The following is a 15,250-nucleotide window of genomic DNA, read 5'->3' on the forward strand; positions in this document are numbered from 1 at the left end:
GCCGCCGGCCGGACGCGCCCGGTCTAATTGCGTGCCGGGTCGCGCGCGAATCGGGCGCGGCTGCGTCGCACAATGTAATCCAGCGCCCGCGGAAGCGCAAAGCTTTTGACGAAGCGCCGCCCGCCGCTGTCGTCGCGGCGCCGCGCCGCGGCGCCCGACTCGCGCATGCGCGGCGAAACCGGGTACCATCGCCGCGAGAATCCGCATCGTCCATGACGGCCGTCATCGATGCGTCACGCCAGCGTCATCCGCCTACCCCATGAAGCCTGCCCTCCCTCGCCCGCCTCGCCGCATCCTCGCCCGCTTCGTCGCGGTGTCGTGGCGCGACCTCGCGCTGTCGATCGGCCCGACCGTGCTGCTCGCGGGCGCGGCCGTCTGGCTCGCGGTCAGGCTGATCCAGCCGGCGCCGCCGTCCACGCTCGTGATCTCGGCCGGGCCGCCCGGCAGCACGTACTGGAACGCCGCGCAGAAATACAAGGCCATCCTCGCGAAGAACGGCGTCACGCTCGACGTCCAATCGTCCGAAGGATCCGCGCAGAATCTCGAACGGCTGTCGAACCCGAACGCGCCGGTCGACGTCGGCTTCGTGCAGAGCGGCATCGGCCCGAAGGAGCGCGACGAACAACTCGTATCGCTCGGCAGCATCGGCTACGTGCCGCTCGCGATCATGTACCGCGGCCCGATCGTCGCGCGCCTGTCCGACTTCAAGGGCAAGCGGCTCGCGCTCGGCGCGGAAGGCAGCGGCGCGCGCGAGCTGAGCCTCGCGCTGCTGAAGATGAACGGCATCGTGCCGGGCGGCCCGACCGAGCTGCTGCCCACCGCCGGCGAGGACGCCGCGACCGCGCTGCTCGACGGCAAGATCGACGCCGCGTTCCTGTCCGGCGACTCGACGCAGATCCCCGTGATGGCGAAACTGTTCCGCGCGCCCGGCGTGCACGTGTATTCGTTCACGCAGGCCGAAGCGTACGCGCGGCGCTTTCCGTACCTGACCGCGATCACGCTGCCGATGGGCGTCTACGATCTCGGCCGGAACCTGCCGCCCGCCGACATCCATACCGTCGCGCCGACGATCGAGCTGGTCGCGCGCGACTCGCTGCACCCCGCGCTGTCCGACCTGCTGATCGAGGCCGCGCGCGAGGTGCACGGCCACGCGACGATCCTGCAGCACGCGGGCGAATTCCCGTCGTCCGTCACGCGCGGCTTCCCGCTGTCCGACGATGCCGCGCGCTACTACAAGTCGGGCAAGACCTTCCTGTACCGGAGATTGCCGTTCTGGGTCGCGAGCCTCGTCGACCGGCTGCTCGTCGTGATCGTGCCGCTGATCGTCGTGCTGATCCCCGGGCTGCGGCTCGTGCCGTCGCTGTACGGCTGGCGCGTGCGCTCGCGCATCTATCGCTGGTATGGCGCGCTGATCGCGCTCGAGCGCCGCGCGCTCGGCGAGCACACGGCCGAGGAACGCGTCCGCTTGCTCGACGAGCTCGACGACATCGAGGAAGCGGTGAACCGGATGAAGATGCCGCTCGCCTACGCGGGGCAGTTCTACGTGCTGCGCGAGCACATCGGCTTCGTGCGCGAACGGCTCACCGCGCACGACCAGGACACGCCGGCGGGGTCGCCCGGCGCCGGCGGAAAGCCGCAGGCACCAGCCGACGCCGGGTCGCCTCCGGCCGGCGAGGCCCCCCGGGCGACTCCCGGTTCCGCGTAGGCGGACGATCCGCGATCATTGCTGCATGCGCGCCCGCCCGCGTACCATGGAGGCCGCCGTATGCCCCACCCTCTGGAGATCGTCATGACAACCGGCCTCGACACCGCCCAGCCCGCCTGGTTCTTCGACTTCGTGTCGCCGTTCTCCTATCTGCTGCTCGAACAGCACGACAAATGGCCGGACGTGCCGTTCGAACCGGTCGCCGTGTCGCTCATGGACCTGCAGCGCCACTGGGGTCAACGCCCGAGCGCCGACGTGCCGGCCAAACGCGTGTTCACGTACCGTCACGCGCTGTTTCGCGCGGAACAGCTCGGGATCCGCTTCAAGATGCCGCCCGCGCACCCGTTCGATTCCGACAAGGTGTTGCGCCTCGCGATCGCGCTGCGCGCCGATATCGTAACGGTGCTGGAGATGTACCGCTTCATCTGGCGCGAAGGCAACGATCCGTCGACGCCCGAAGGTTTCGCGGCGCTGTGCGAACGCGTCGGCGTCGGCCACGGCGACGAGCTGATCGAATTCGAGGAGACCAGTGCGCAACTGGCCCGCAACAATGCCGACGCGATCGCGCTCGGCGTGTTCGGCGTGCCGACGTTCTGGATGAACAAGCAATTGTTCTGGGGTGAAGACGCGCTGCCGATGGTGCTGTACTGCGCGCGCACGCCGAACTGGCTCGAATCGAGCGAGGTCAAGCGGATCAGCACGCTGCCGAAGGGCCGGGCGTGATGGCCGGTATCACGCACGGCAACGTGCAGCTGCGGTAAGGTTACGCTTCGCCCGAATCACCCGCACCGATGGAAGACGACGACCGTACCGCCTCGCTCGACATCTGGCTCGTGCGCGTATTGCGCACGCTGCTGCTCGAGCGCAGCGTCACGCAGGCCGCGCTGAGGCTGAACCAGACCCAGCCCGCGATCAGCACCGCGCTGCGCAAGCTGCGCGAGACGCTGAACGACCCGATCCTCGTGCGCGGCAAATCCGGGATGGTGCCGACCGAATACGGCGCGTCGCTGCTCGAAGCCGCGCAGCGCGCGCTGCGCGAGGTCGACTTCATCGCGACGCCGCACGGCGATTTCGACCCGTCGTCCGCGCGCCGCACGTTCCGCGTCGCCGCGCCCGACTATCTGAACGATTTCTTCATGCCGACGCTGATCGAGCGCTTTCGCGACGCAGCGCCGCATGCGCATCTGGAAATCGATTCGCTGAATCCCGCGCTCGACCACGCGGGCGCGCTCGAATCGGGCGCGCTCGATCTCGTGATCGGCAACTGGCCGAAGCCCGACCCGCAGTTCGCGCGCCAGGACCTGTTCTCCGACACGATCGTGTGCCTGATGCGCGAAGCGCACCCGCTCGCGCACGTGCCGCTCACGCGCGAAGCGTATGCGTCGGCCGCGCATGTCGCGCCCACGCCGTACACCGGCGACAAGCGCAACGCGATCGAGATCGGCCTCGCACGCGCGCGCCTCGCGCGGCGCATCGTGACGACGCTGCCTTACTTCGGGATCGTGCCGCAGGTGCTGCTGCAGTCGGACCTGATCTTCACGACGACGCGCCGCTTCGCGACGCACTACGCGCAGTTGCTGCCGCTCGTCGTCGTCACGCCGCCGGTGCCGTTCCCGCGCATCAAGAGCTACCTGCTCACGCATCCGCAGCCCGACCGCCCGACCGACATCGCGTGGCTGTGCGCGCTGATGCAGAGCGTGTCCGACGAGCTGACGGTCGCCCGCACCCGCAAGCGTTGATACGCGGCGCGGTCGCTCTTACGGCTCAGGCCGTGCAGAAGGTTTCCTGCAGATGGGTCCAGCGCACGACGCCCGCCGCGTCGCGGTCGAACACGGCAGTCGCGCGCCGCGCGGGCAGCTCGCCCGATGCCGCGTGCTGCGCTTCGAGATAGGTGATCACCGCATGCGATGCGTCGGCCGCGAGCACGCGGATTTCCGACAGCATGATGCGCAGCCCCGGCTTCGCGCCGGCGAGCTTCGCGAACAGCGCGCGCGTGCCGTCGCGGTCGATTACGCGGCCGTCGGTCAGGATCATCGTGAAACCGGTGGAAAACGGCGCGAGCAGCGCGTCGAGCGCCGCGGGCGCGGTGTCGACGCCGGACAGCCAGCGCTCGATGGCGACGAGGCTCGCATCGAGCGCGTCGAGATAGATCGGGTGATCGGACATGGCGCCTGCACGGAAAGGCGCGGCCCGATGCCGCGCGTTGCCGTGCAGTGTATGCAAAAACGCGCGGCCGTGCGCCAGGGCCTGTTCCCGCTAGTAACGGGCTTACGCTGGCCCCACGAATGATTTTTCCAAACGGGGGAACGTGCCCTACCCGTTCCGCGTTACCGCGCGCAGGACACGTCGTCGCGCGCGCGCCCTGCCGCGGCCGCCTTCGCGTCGGCCACCGGCACGCCCGAGCGCGCCTGCAGCAGCTCCGCGCACACGGCCACCGCGATCGCGCCCGGCGTCTTGTCGACGATGCCCGCGACGCCGATCGGGCACACCATCTCCACGAGCCGCGCCGGATCGACGCCGCGCGCGGCGAGCCGGCGCTCGAACTTCACGCGCTTGGTGCGCGAGCCGATCATCCCGAAGTACGCGTAGTCGCGCCGCCGCATGATCTGCGCGGCGAGCGCGAAGTCGAGCGCGTGGTTGTGCGTCATCACGAGGAAGTACGCGCCGGGCGGCGCCGCATCGACGACGGCCTCCGGCGTGTCGGTCGGCTCCGGCTGCACGTTCGGCGGACATTCGTCCGGGAACAGCTCGTCGCGCGTGTCGACCCACTGCACGATGCACGGCAGCGCGCCGAGCAGCGTGACGAGCGCGTGACCGACGTGCCCGGCGCCGAACAGCACGATGTGCATCGGCGCCGGCGCGCCGGTCGCGCGGTTGCGCCGGCCGGTGCCCGGCGCGAACGTCGGGGTCGACGCGGTGCGAAGCGAACGTGCGGGCCCGTTCATGTCAGCCTCCGCCGGGCCGCCCCAAGGAGGCTGACCACCCCCTCGGGGGGCAGCGAACAACGTGAGCGTGGGGGGCGTTTCATCTCAGCCTCCGCCGGGCCGCCCCAAGGAAGCTGACCGCCCCCGCGGGGGGCAGCGAACGAAGTGAGCGTGGGGGCCGTTTCATGTCAGCCTGCCTGACCCGCGCGGGCCGCACGCACCGCATTCACCGCGCGCAGGATCGACTCGCCGGTGGCCGGCGCGTCGAGCGGCGGGTTCACCTTGTAGTCGCCGACCGCCGCGACCGCGTCGCGCACCGCGAAGAACACCGAGAACGGCAGCAGCAGCGGCGGCTCGCCGACGGCCTTCGACCTGTGGATGCTGTCCTCGACGTTGCTGTTCTCGAACAGCCGCACGTTGAATTCGGGCGGCGTGTCGTTGACGGTCGGGATCTTGTACGTAGACGGCGCATGCGTCATCAGCTTGCCGCCCTGGTTCCACCACAGCTCCTCGGTCGTCAGCCAGCCCATCCCCTGGATGAACGCGCCTTCGACCTGGCCGATGTCGAGCGCCGGGTTCAGCGACGCACCCACGTCGTGCAGCGCATCGACGCGCAGCGTGCGCATCTCGCCCGTCAGCGTATCGATCACGACTTCCGACACGGCTGCGCCGTACGAGTAGTAGTAGAACGGCCGGCCCTGCAGCTTCGACTGATCCCAGTACAGCTTCGGCGTCGCGTAGAAACCGTCGGACCACAACTGCACACGTGCAAGGTAGGCCTTCGCGATCACTTCGCCGAACGGCACGCCCTGGCCGCCGACCCACACGACGTCGTTGCCGAACTTCACGTCGGCCGCATCGGCCTTGCCGTCGCCGAACTGCTTCGCCGCGAACACCGCGAGCCGCTCGCGCAACTGGCGCGCCGCATCCTGCGCGGCCTTGCCGTTCAGGTCCGAGCCCGTCGACGCGGCCGTCGCGGACGTGTTCGCGACCTTGCTCGTGTCGGTCGCCGTCACGCGAATCCGGCCGAAGCGGATGCCGAGCTCGTGCGCGACGACCTGCGCGACCTTCGTGTTGAGCCCCTGCCCCATCTCCGTACCGCCGTGGTTCACGAGCACCGAGCCGTCGGTGTAGATATGCACCAGCGCGCCGGCCTGGTTGAAGTGCGTGACGTTGAACGCGATCCCGAACTTCACCGGCGTGAGCGCGATGCCCTTCTTCAGCACCGTATTGCGCGCATTGAATTCGCGCACGCCCGCGCGCCGTGCGCGGTAGTCGCTCGTCGTCTCGAGTTCGCCGAGCAGCTCCTGCAGCACGTTGTCCTCGACCGTCTGCCCGTACGGCGTCACGTTGCGCTCGGTCTTGCCGTACAGGTTCGCGTAGCGGACGTCGAGCGGATCGCGGCCGAGCGCGCGCGCGACGTCGTCGAGGATGTATTCGATCGCGAACGCGCCCTGCGGGCCGCCGAAGCCGCGGAACGCGGTGTTCGACTGCGTGTTGGTCTTGCCGCAGTAGCCGGCGATGGCGACGTCGCCCAGCCAGTACGCGTTGTCGAAGTGGCACACCGCGCGCGTCATCACCGGGCCCGACAGGTCGGCCGAGAAGCCGCAGCGCGACGTCATCTCGAGCGCCACGCCGTCGAGGCGGCCGTCGTCGTCGTAGCCGACGTCGAAGCGGTAATGGAAGTCGTGCCGCTTGCCGGTGATCATCATGTCGTCGTCGCGGTCCGGGCGCAGCTTCACCGGGCACAGCAGCTTCCACGCGGCGAGCGCCGCGCAGCACGCGAACAGGCCCGACTGCGATTCCTTGCCGCCGAACCCGCCGCCCATCCGGCGGCATTCGACCAGCACGTTGTGCGACGCGACGCCGAGCACGTGCGCGACGAGGTGCTGCATCTCGCTCGGGTGCTGCGTCGAGCAGTACACGTGCATCCCGTCGTCGTCCTTCGGCACCGCGTACGCGATCTGCCCTTCCAGGTAGAACTGCTCCTGGCCGCCGAGCAGCATCTCGCCCGACTCGCGGTGCGGCGCGGCGGCGAGCCGCGCGGCCGCGTCGCCGCGCGCGAGCTTCAGCGGCGGGATCACGTAGGTTTCGGCCTGGCGCGCTTCCTGCGCGGTCAGGATCGCGGGCAGTTCCTCGTAGTCGACCTTCGCGCGGCGCGCGGCGAGCCGCGCGGTTTCATGCGACGTCGCGACGACGATGAACATCGGCTGGCCGACGAACTGCACGATGCCCTTGGCGAGCACCGGATCGTCGTGGATGATCGGGCCGCAATCGTTGACGCCCGGGATGTCGTCGGCCGTGAACACGGCGACCACGCCCGGCGTCGCGCGCACCGCGTCGAAGTTCATCGACACGATCTTCGCGTGCGGCTTCGCCGACAATCCGAGCGCCGCGTGCAGCGTGCCCGCGACGACCGGAATGTCGTCGGTGTAGGTGGCACGCCCGCTGACGTGCAGGTGCGCGGATTCGTGCGCGCGCGATACGTGCACCTGCGCGGCGTCGGCCTGCGGGTCGAGGGTGCTCAGGAACGGTTCTGCTTGCTGGTTCATCTTCGGTGTTCTCCGTCTTCAGACGCGCGCCGCGTCGGCGCCGGCTTCGGCGGCCACTTCACGCACATTCAGGGCTTGCGGCGGCAGCGGGTCGTGCGGGCGCGTCTCCAGCCAGAAGCGATACATCAGGTTCTTCGCGGTATCGAGGCGGTACGTGCTCGTCGCACGCATGTCGGACAGCGGCTGGTAGTCGCGCTCGAGCGCCTGCATCGCGGCCTGCGCGGTGACTTCGTGCCACAGCGCGCCGTCGAGCACGGCTTCGGTGCGCGCCGCGCGCTTCGGCGTCGCGGCCATCCCGCCGAACGCGATGCGCGGCTCGCGGATCGTGTCGCCGTCCGCGATGAACGCGAACGCCGCGCAGACAGCCGAGATGTCGGAGTCGAACCGCTTCGACAGCTTGTACGTGCGGAACTGCAGTTTCTCGCGCGCGCCGGTGCGGGTCGGCACCTTCACGCCGACGACGAATTCGTGCGGCGCCATGTCCTTCTGCTGGTAGCCCGTGTAGAGCGCCTCGAGCGGCAGCTCGCGCACCGTGTCGCCGCCGCGCAGCACGACGCGCGCGCCGAGCGCGATCAGGCCCGGCATCGTATCGCCGATCGGCGAGCCGTTCGCGACGTTGCCGCCGAGCGTGCCCGCGTTGCGGATCGGCAGCGATGCGAAGCGCTTCCACATCTCGGTCAGCTCCGGATACATGCCGGCCAGTGCCGCATACGCGTTCTCGACCGTCACGCCCGCGCCGATCTCGATCCAGTCGCCGCGCTCCTCGACGCGCTGCAGTTCGGCGATCTGGCCGACGTAGATCAGGTCGTCGAGCCGCCGCATCTGCTTCGTGACCCACAGGCCGATGTCGGTGCTGCCCGCGAGAATCCGCGCGTCGGGCCGTTCGACCTTCAGCGCGGCCAGCGCGTCGAGCGTGCGCGGCGCCGCGAAGCGCGCGCCGTCGATCGTCGCATAGTCGAACGTGTCGTCGCGCCTGAGCGACGCGAGCGTGCGGGCGAGCGCGGCCGCGTCGACCGGTGCCGACGGCGCCGGCGCATCGAACATCTGCACGGCCGCATCGACGATCGGGCGATAACCGGTGCAGCGGCACAGGTTGCCCGTCAGCGCGTCGGCGATCTCGGTGCGCGTCGGCACGTCCTTCGCCTTCGCGCACGCGCTGCCGCAGCCTTCGTGGCCGTGCTTCTCGTACAACGCCCACATCGACATCACGAAGCCGGGCGTGCAGAACCCGCATTGCGAACCATGGCAGTCGACCATCGCCTGCTGCACCGGATGCAGCGCGCCGTCCGGCTGGCGCAGGTCCTCGACCGTCAGCAGCGCCTTGCCGTCGAGCGTCGGCAGGAACTGGATGCATGCGTTGACGGCCTTGAACTCGACCGCGCCGGCGTCGGTCAGCTCGCCGACGACGACCGTGCACGCGCCGCAGTCGCCTTCCGCGCAGCCTTCCTTGGTACCGGTGCAATGCGCGTCCTCGCGCAGGTACTGCAGCACGGTGCGGGTAACGTCCGCGCCGCTGACTTCGCGGATTGCGTGACGATGGTAGAAGCGGATCGGCTCACTCATGTCTCGATGGTTCTTCAATTGGGGGGCTAGGCGGCCTGCGCGAAGCGCTCGACCGACGTCTTTCTGACAGTTTGCACGCTATCACCATCAAATTTCGCAACCCATAGCCCATCACGCATGAGGCCCATATAACTGCCGCGATATGAGCGCCGGGGCCGCCCGACGCCTTTTCCGCACTGCCTTCCCGGCGGCCGGCGCCGATCCGTGATACGCGAAAACGGGTCGCGATTAACTAAATGGTACCTGCGTGAAAACCGGTTCCATGGGAAAATCCCGATTCCGTTTTGCGCCGTCTTCCGTTCCGTCACGCTCCGTTTCGCTCATTCGTTCCGACCCCATGTCATCCGATTCCGCCACACCAGCACGCAGCGGGTTCGCGGTCACGCTGCAAATCGTGTCCGTCGTCTGCTTCACGTTCATCTGCTACCTGACCATCGGCCTGCCGCTCGCGGTGCTGCCGGGCTTCGTCCACGACGACCTCGGCTTTTCCGCGATCGTCGCGGGCGGCGCGATCAGCGTCCAGTATTTCGCGACGCTCGCGTCGCGGCCGCTCGCCGGGCGCTTCGCCGATACGCTCGGCCCGAAGCAGACGGTGCTGCGCGGGCTGGTCGGCTGCGGCGTGTCGGGTGTGCTGCTGCTCGTCGCGCTGCTGCTCGCGCACTGGCCGGTCGCGAGCCTCGTGCTGCTGGTCGCGAGCCGGCTCGTGCTCGGCGTCGGCGAGAGCCTGTGCGGCACCGGCGCGATCCTGTGGGGCATCGGGCGGGTCGGCGTCGCGCACAACGCGAAGGTGATCTCGTGGAACGGCATCGCGACCTACGGCGCGCTCGCGCTCGGCGCGCCGGTCGGCGTCGCGATCGCGCATACGCTGAATCCGGCGCTGATCGGCGTGATCGTGATCGCGCTCGCCGCGCTCGGCTTCTACCTCGCGCGCCTGATCGATTCCGTGCCGCTCGTGCACGGCGAACGGATGTCGTATGCGAGCGTGTTCACGCGCGTGCTGCCGCACGGCCTCGGCCTCGCGCTCGGCTCGGCCGGCTTCGGCTCGATCGCGACTTTCGTCACGCTGTACTACGCGGCGCGCCACTGGCCGAACGCCGCGCTGTCGCTGACCGTGTTCGGCACGCTGTTCATCGGCGCGCGCCTGCTGTTCGCGAACACGATCAAGACCTACGGCGGCTTCCGCGTCGCGATCGTGTCGTTCGCGTTCGAATGCTCGGGCCTCGTGCTGCTGTGGCTCGCGCCGGTGCCGCACGTCGCGCTCGTCGGCGCGGCGCTGACGGGCTTCGGCTTCGCGCTGATCTTCCCGGCGCTCGGCGTCGAGGCCGTCGCGCTCGTGCCGCCCGCGAGCCGCGGCGCGGCGCTGTCCGCGTACTCGGTGTTCCTCGACCTGTCGCTCGGCATCACGGGCCCTCTCGCCGGTTATGTCGCGGGTGCGTTCGGCTATCCGCAGGTGTTCCTGTTCGCGGCGGTGGCCGCCGCCGCGGGCGTCGCGCTGTCGATGGTGCTGTACCAGCGACAGGCGCGTGTTGCCGGAAGCGGCGCGGCCGCATGAACGGGCTGCGAGGAATCGCGCGCGCCGTCCCTTCTGACGGAATACCGTCCGAAGCCGCCCGTCGGGCGGCCGGCGATACGCGGCTTAACGCGGCAATATGTTGAAGTCCCGCAGCACGCGGGCAGCCTCGGTGTGGTGCCGGAACGGAACGGCGCGCTCGAGCCTGAGTTTGGATTCGGCACGATCGAAGAGCACAAGCGCTTCCGACGTGTTGAGATGACGTGACATATACAGAAAGCCGTCGACCCGACGACCATGCCCGTGTACGGCGAGCGACCATTGCTGCGGGATATCGTACGGTGCGACGGTCGACAGCGCCCCGTCGCCGCCGAGGTTTTTCAGCGGCAGGCCGTGCAGGACGGCCACCGTCAGCGGCGAGCCGGTGAACGAAAGCACGAAGCGCTCAAGCTCGGTCGTCACGAGCGGGAAGCCACCGACAGCGAGATCCGCGACTTCGTCGTGCAGCACCGTCTCGGCGAACGCGCAGTGCAGGTCGAAACCGAAATAGCTGGTGCCATACCAGCGCCGCTGGCGCGGGTCGTCGAAACGGTTGCCGCCCGACTTGCCGAAGTATGGCTCGCCTGTCTCGTATCGGGAGACGCGCACCAGCGCCGACGGCGCAATCTCCCGCGTAACCAGCGTCGCATTCGCGAAGTGTTCGCTCGGTGGCCTCAACGTCGACCGCACCCCCTAGCGCTCCGCGAACGCCGCCGCGGCACGCTCCACCTCTTCGCGCCTTCCTTGCGACAGCGCTTTCAGCGGCGTGACGTTGCCAAGGGACGCCTTGGGCGTCGTCAAGAATTGCCATTTGCTCCATCCCGGCAAACCACCCAGGCGTTGCGTCACCTTTCCCAGCGTCTTGCGATCGATATCGCCCGTCAGATAAAAGGCCGGGTAGTACTGCACCGCCCCCACGTCGACCGTGAAGATGCGCCCGGACACGACCGCCTTGCTGAGCGCCTGCCGCGTCATGCCGAGCCTTGCCCAGATCTCCGCGGCCGGCAGCAGCGCGCCCTGCGCGACGAGCGCCCGCCGTTCGGCCAGCGCGCGCCGCTCGAAATCAGCGGCCGCAGCATCCGCGCGTGCCGCCGGCTTCGCATGCTGCTTCGTGCGGCCGGAAGGTTGCCTGTCGCGGGTCGCAGCGGCAGCGATGCCGAACGTGATCGTGCCCGCCAGATCGATGACCTGGGCGATGCCGATCTTGAACAGGTGCCCGAGCTGTTCGTCCGACAGCTTGAGCAGCGCACGCGCCCGATCGGGACCGAGCATGGTCGCGGCACCAACGGCGCTGCGCAACGCCTCCTCGGTCTCGACATCGAGAATCGCAGCCGCGCTTTCAAGTGCATGAGCCTGCCTGACCATCTCCGCCTCCTTATCCAACCGGAGGTTCAAGCCTAGCCTCGAATCGAAACCAAGTCAACCAAGTCAACCTGACGCCTGGTCGCGCCATGCAGCGCGTCACCCGTCCGGCCGTCGTCACGCCGTCCGGAGAAACAGCCGGCGCGTCAGGTCGAACGCGACGAGATTGCCGGCCACCACGAGCAGCAGCCCGATCACCGCGAGCGGCGACCACTGGTAACCCTCGAATACCGTCGACACGGCCAGCGCGACGATCGGGAACAGCACCGTGCAGTACGCGGCGCGCTCCGGCCCGATCCGGCCGACGAGGGTCAGGTACGCGGTGAAGCCGATCACCGAGCCCGGCACGGCGAGGTAGACGAGCGCGCCGAGATAACGCGGGCTCATGTCGAGCGTGAACGACATCCCGGCCACCGCGCTGCCGACGGTCAGGATCGCCGCGCCGATCAGCATCGCCCAGCCATTGGTCGCGAGCGGGTGCAGCCCCATCGACTGCATCCGGCTCGACAGCAGGTTGCCGGCCGAGAAGCACATCGTGCCCGCGAACGCGATCGCGAGCCCGATCCAGGTTGCGTGATCGTCGAGATGGCCGGCCATCTGCTGCCAGAACAGGCACGCGATGCCGATCAGGCCGAGCAGCGCGCCGGCAACCGCCGACGGCCGCAGCGGGCGGCCCATGAACAGCCGGCCGTTGATCGAGTTCAGCAGCGGCGCGGTCGAGAAGATCACCGCGACGAGCCCGCTCGGCACGACCTGCTCCGCGTAGTAGAAGCACAGGAAATTCAGGCAGAACAGCGCGAAGCCCTGCGCGACGAGGTAGCGCCAGGCTTCGCGCGGCGGCCGGACCGGCCGGCGCATCACGCGCAGCAGCGCGAACAGCACGGCGGCCGCGAGCCAGAAGCGCCATGCGATCGACACGGGCGGCGGCACGGAGCCGAGCTGCCACTTGATCGCGATCCAGGTGGTGCCCCAGATCAGCACGGTGACGAAATAAAGCGACAGGTTCATGGCGGCGATGGTCCGGAAATCAGATGAAACGGGACTCCGACTATGCCGCCGCGCGGCGCGCGCCGATTGTCCGGAATTGCGGTCTTTTTCCGGCCGCCGCACCCGGTGCGGCGCGCCCGCTTATACTCGTCGCACCATGAGCTTCTCCCTCTCCGCCCCGCCCGTCGACCGCGCCGCCACCCTGGCCGGCGGCGATTTGCCGTTCGGCCTGCAGTCGGTCTGCCGCACGCTCGCCGACGCGAACGCGACGCTCGAGCGCTTCGCGTGGCTCGGCGACCATCTCGCGATCGCCGAATGGACGCGGATCACCGACGAAAGCGAGACGATCTACGAGCAGCCCGGCCACCACACGCTGTCGTGCTACCTCGACGGCGGCTACCGGACCGAGCGCGAACGCGTGCCGCGCTACGGCGCGCCGAGCCTGCTGTGCGCGCTGCCGGGCGACCACGAATCGCGCTGGTGGGTGCGCGGCGAGATGCACTTCATTCACCTGTACTTCCTGCCCGAGCACTTCACGCAGCGCGCGATCCGCGAACTCGACCGCGAGCCGCGCGAGCTGAAGCTCGCCGACCGCACCTATTTCGAGGATGCGCGCGTCGCCGCGCTGCTGCGCTCGCTCGCGCTGGACGGCTGGGACGATGCCGACGAGCGGCTGCGCGTGAACGAGACCGCGCACGAGGTGCTGAGCCTGCTGCTGCGCGGGCAGAGCACGACGCGCACCGACGCGTCGTTCCGCGGCGGGCTTGCGCCGGCCGTGCGCCGCCGCGTGCGCGACTACATCGACACGTACCTGACGCAGCCGCTGACGCTCGGCGAACTGGCCGACGTCGCCGCGCTGTCCGAATACCACTTCTCGCGGATGTTCCGGCTGTCGTTCGGCCGCGCGCCGCACGCGTGGGTCGCCGAGCAGCGGCTCGCGCGGGCGCGCGAACTGCTGCGCACGACGTCGCTGCCGCTCGCGCAGGTCGCGGCCGACTGCGGCTACGCGAACGCCGGCCACTTCAGCCATCGCTTTCGCGACGCGCACGGCACGACGCCGAATATGTACCGGCGCGCGATGCAGGGCCGCTGAGCGCGATCGCCCGATCGCGGCCCAGCCTGCCCCCGACGCCGGTCGGCCGCGTGCGGCGTTACGCGCCGCGTCGCGACAGTTCCTGTTCGAGCGCCGCGACGCCGGCCGGCAGGTCGACCGGCACCTTCAGGTCGACCATCGTGCGGCCGAACGCATGCAGCGTGCGGAACAGGTTATGTTCGCGGCACTGCTCGCCCATCTGCCCGATCCGCACGATCGGCAACCCGAACGAGCCCGAGATCTCGACCTGATACTGCTTCGAGATATGGCCGCAGACCATCCCGGGCGTGAGCCCTTCCGGCGTCTCGATCCCGACCACCGAATTGAGCCGGCAGTCCTTCGGCGCATAAAGCTTGAGCCCCATCGACTCGACACCCGCCTGCAGCGCGAGCGAGCAGCGCAGGTGGCGCGCGAAGCGGCTTTCCAGCGTCTCCGCGCAAACCAGCCGCAGCGCCTCGTGCAGCGCGAGCACGCCCGACACCGGCGCCGTGTAGTGATAGCCGGCGTTGTGCCAGAAGTTCTCCGCGAGCGCCATGTCGAGGCACCAGTGCGTATTCGGCTCCGGGCGATGCTTCATGCGCTCCCACGCGGCGTCGGAAAATGCGATCAGCGACACGCCCGGGATCGATGACAGCCCCTTCTGGCCGCCGGTGATCACCGCGTCGATGCCCCATGCGTCCATGTCGAGCGGCATCGTCGACAGCGTGCACACCGCGTCGACGACCACCAGCGCGCCGGCCGCCTTCGCGAGCGCCGCGATGTCGCGCAGGTCGCGGTTCCACACGGTGTTCGACGTCTCGCCCTGCACGATCGTGACGATCTCGGGCCGCTCGCGCGCGATCGCGTCCGCGATCTCGTCGAGGCTCGCGACCGCGCGGTCGGCCACTTCGAGCGTCGCGACGTCGGCGCCGACCCGCGTGGCCATCTCGGCCATCCGCGCGCTGAAGAAGCCGTTGCGGATCGACAGCACGCGTGTGCCGCGCCAGGCGAGGTTCGAGATCGCCATTTCCATCGCGGCCGAGCCGGGGCCCGCGACGCCGAGCACCCACTTCGTGCGGGTCTGGAACACGTAGCGCGCCATCTCCTTCACCTGCTCGATGATCTTCGCCATCGTCGCGCCGAGGTGGTTGATCACGATCGTGTTCGCCTTCGCGACGGCGGCCGGGATCGGAACCGGGCCGGCCCCCATCATCAGCAGCGGTTCTTCGGGCAGGATCGCGTCGAGCGGCACGACGACGGGACAGGGGATCGGCGAGTAATCGATGGACATGGCTGGCAAAAGGTGAGGAAGGGAAATACACGGACGCCCGCCAAACCAACTGCATGGCGAACTGATCGATGATTCCGCGTTCCGCGACCTCGCGCAAGAGGCACGCACGGCCGGACCGCGCGACGGTGGCCCGGTCGCCGGACCGGGCCAGCCGGCCGCCCAGGCATCGCGCGCCGGCGTTCCGGATTGGAACGGCATTGCCGGCCGGTTGTGAAACGGTTCCATGCGCGCGATTTTCTCCGCCA

Annotated in this window: 13 protein-coding genes; 5 read left to right on the top strand and 8 right to left on the bottom strand. The window is 69.2% G+C overall.

Annotation, left to right across the window (positions count from 1 at the left end; genetic code table 11):
- The first annotated feature begins 259 nt into the window (after positions 1-259).
- The 3 genes from ACM6JT_RS29975 to ACM6JT_RS29985 all read left to right on the top strand — a co-directional run bounded on the left by ACM6JT_RS29975 (position 260) and on the right by ACM6JT_RS29985 (position 3,444).
- A complete protein-coding gene (locus ACM6JT_RS29975; protein ID WP_243565236.1) occupies positions 260-1,705 on the top strand; it encodes a TAXI family TRAP transporter solute-binding subunit in 1,446 nt (481 codons plus the stop codon).
- A gap of 84 nt (positions 1,706-1,789) precedes the next feature.
- A complete protein-coding gene (locus tag ACM6JT_RS29980) occupies positions 1,790-2,428 on the top strand; it encodes a DsbA family protein (protein ID WP_034182858.1) in 639 nt (212 codons plus the stop codon).
- A 68-nt stretch (positions 2,429-2,496) separates the two neighbouring features.
- The gene (locus tag ACM6JT_RS29985) at positions 2,497-3,444 is read left to right on the top strand and encodes a LysR family transcriptional regulator (protein WP_034182857.1); all 948 of its coding nucleotides are present in this window, start codon (positions 2,497-2,499) and stop codon (positions 3,442-3,444) included.
- 25 nt (positions 3,445-3,469) lie between these two features.
- On the opposite strand, the gene ACM6JT_RS29990 is transcribed toward ACM6JT_RS29985, so the two are convergent.
- From ACM6JT_RS29990 to xdhA, 4 genes are all read right to left on the bottom strand, one after another.
- A complete protein-coding gene (locus ACM6JT_RS29990) occupies positions 3,470-3,871 on the bottom strand; it encodes a polyketide cyclase (protein ID WP_414857817.1) in 402 nt (133 codons plus the stop codon).
- 161 nt (positions 3,872-4,032) lie between these two features.
- Positions 4,033-4,650: a xanthine dehydrogenase accessory protein XdhC gene (gene xdhC, locus ACM6JT_RS29995; RefSeq protein ID WP_414857818.1), complete on the bottom strand. Its 618-nt coding sequence runs from the start codon at positions 4,648-4,650 to the stop codon at positions 4,033-4,035.
- A 167-nt stretch (positions 4,651-4,817) separates the two neighbouring features.
- The gene (xdhB, locus tag ACM6JT_RS30000) at positions 4,818-7,181 is read right to left on the bottom strand and encodes a xanthine dehydrogenase molybdopterin binding subunit (protein WP_414857819.1); all 2,364 of its coding nucleotides are present in this window, start codon (positions 7,179-7,181) and stop codon (positions 4,818-4,820) included.
- An 18-nt stretch (positions 7,182-7,199) separates the two neighbouring features.
- A complete protein-coding gene (xdhA, locus tag ACM6JT_RS30005) occupies positions 7,200-8,744 on the bottom strand; it encodes a xanthine dehydrogenase small subunit (protein ID WP_414857820.1) in 1,545 nt (514 codons plus the stop codon).
- 337 nt (positions 8,745-9,081) lie between these two features.
- On the opposite strand from xdhA, the gene ACM6JT_RS30010 reads away from it, so the two are divergent.
- Entirely contained in the window at positions 9,082-10,296 is a 1,215-nt protein-coding gene (locus ACM6JT_RS30010) for an MFS transporter (protein ID WP_217588206.1), read from the top strand.
- Positions 10,297-10,380: 84 nt separating this feature from the next.
- On the opposite strand, the gene ACM6JT_RS30015 is transcribed toward ACM6JT_RS30010, so the two are convergent.
- The 3 genes from ACM6JT_RS30015 to ACM6JT_RS30025 form a co-directional block, all read right to left on the bottom strand.
- Positions 10,381-10,983, bottom strand: a complete 603-nt coding sequence (locus ACM6JT_RS30015; protein WP_414857821.1) for an RES family NAD+ phosphorylase — start codon at positions 10,981-10,983, stop codon at positions 10,381-10,383.
- 3 nt (positions 10,984-10,986) lie between these two features.
- On the bottom strand, positions 10,987-11,658 hold the full coding sequence (locus tag ACM6JT_RS30020) for a hypothetical protein (RefSeq protein ID WP_034183418.1): 672 nt from the start codon (positions 11,656-11,658) through the stop codon (positions 10,987-10,989).
- A gap of 114 nt (positions 11,659-11,772) precedes the next feature.
- Positions 11,773-12,663 (bottom strand): DMT family transporter, encoded by an 891-nt coding sequence (locus ACM6JT_RS30025; RefSeq protein ID WP_105393121.1) that lies wholly within the window; start codon positions 12,661-12,663, stop codon positions 11,773-11,775.
- A gap of 136 nt (positions 12,664-12,799) precedes the next feature.
- Here ACM6JT_RS30025 and ACM6JT_RS30030 point away from each other — a divergent pair, with 136 nt between their 5' ends.
- The gene (locus ACM6JT_RS30030; protein WP_034182849.1) at positions 12,800-13,735 is read left to right on the top strand and encodes an AraC family transcriptional regulator; all 936 of its coding nucleotides are present in this window, start codon (positions 12,800-12,802) and stop codon (positions 13,733-13,735) included.
- A 58-nt stretch (positions 13,736-13,793) separates the two neighbouring features.
- On the opposite strand, the gene ACM6JT_RS30035 is transcribed toward ACM6JT_RS30030, so the two are convergent.
- Entirely contained in the window at positions 13,794-15,005 is a 1,212-nt protein-coding gene (locus tag ACM6JT_RS30035) for a pyridoxal-phosphate-dependent aminotransferase family protein (RefSeq protein WP_034182848.1), read from the bottom strand.
- Positions 15,006-15,250: the final 245 nt, after the last annotated feature.

This window comes from Burkholderia sp. IT-111MI5 (assembly GCF_949752865.1).
Lineage (GTDB): Bacteria > Pseudomonadota > Gammaproteobacteria > Burkholderiales > Burkholderiaceae > Burkholderia > Burkholderia pyrrocinia_C.

What these genes read in the sequence shown, in the direction of transcription:
- ACM6JT_RS29975 (WP_243565236.1), top strand. Translation starts at nt 260, where the DNA reads ATGAAGCCTGCCCTCCCTCGCCCGCCTCGCCGCATCCTCGCCCGCTTC.
- ACM6JT_RS29980 (WP_034182858.1), top strand. Translation starts at nt 1,790, where the DNA reads ATGACAACCGGCCTCGACACCGCCCAGCCCGCCTGGTTCTTCGACTTC.
- ACM6JT_RS29985 (WP_034182857.1), top strand. Translation starts at nt 2,497, where the DNA reads ATGGAAGACGACGACCGTACCGCCTCGCTCGACATCTGGCTCGTGCGC.
- ACM6JT_RS29990 (WP_414857817.1), bottom strand. Translation starts at nt 3,871, where the DNA reads ATGTCCGATCACCCGATCTATCTCGACGCGCTCGATGCGAGCCTCGTC.
- xdhC (WP_414857818.1), bottom strand. Translation starts at nt 4,650, where the DNA reads ATGAACGGGCCCGCACGTTCGCTTCGCACCGCGTCGACCCCGACGTTC.
- xdhB (WP_414857819.1), bottom strand. Translation starts at nt 7,181, where the DNA reads ATGAACCAGCAAGCAGAACCGTTCCTGAGCACCCTCGACCCGCAGGCC.
- xdhA (WP_414857820.1), bottom strand. Translation starts at nt 8,744, where the DNA reads ATGAGTGAGCCGATCCGCTTCTACCATCGTCACGCAATCCGCGAAGTC.
- ACM6JT_RS30010 (WP_217588206.1), top strand. Translation starts at nt 9,082, where the DNA reads ATGTCATCCGATTCCGCCACACCAGCACGCAGCGGGTTCGCGGTCACG.
- ACM6JT_RS30020 (WP_034183418.1), bottom strand. Translation starts at nt 11,658, where the DNA reads ATGGTCAGGCAGGCTCATGCACTTGAAAGCGCGGCTGCGATTCTCGAT.
- ACM6JT_RS30025 (WP_105393121.1), bottom strand. Translation starts at nt 12,663, where the DNA reads ATGAACCTGTCGCTTTATTTCGTCACCGTGCTGATCTGGGGCACCACC.
- ACM6JT_RS30030 (WP_034182849.1), top strand. Translation starts at nt 12,800, where the DNA reads ATGAGCTTCTCCCTCTCCGCCCCGCCCGTCGACCGCGCCGCCACCCTG.
- ACM6JT_RS30035 (WP_034182848.1), bottom strand. Translation starts at nt 15,005, where the DNA reads ATGTCCATCGATTACTCGCCGATCCCCTGTCCCGTCGTCGTGCCGCTC.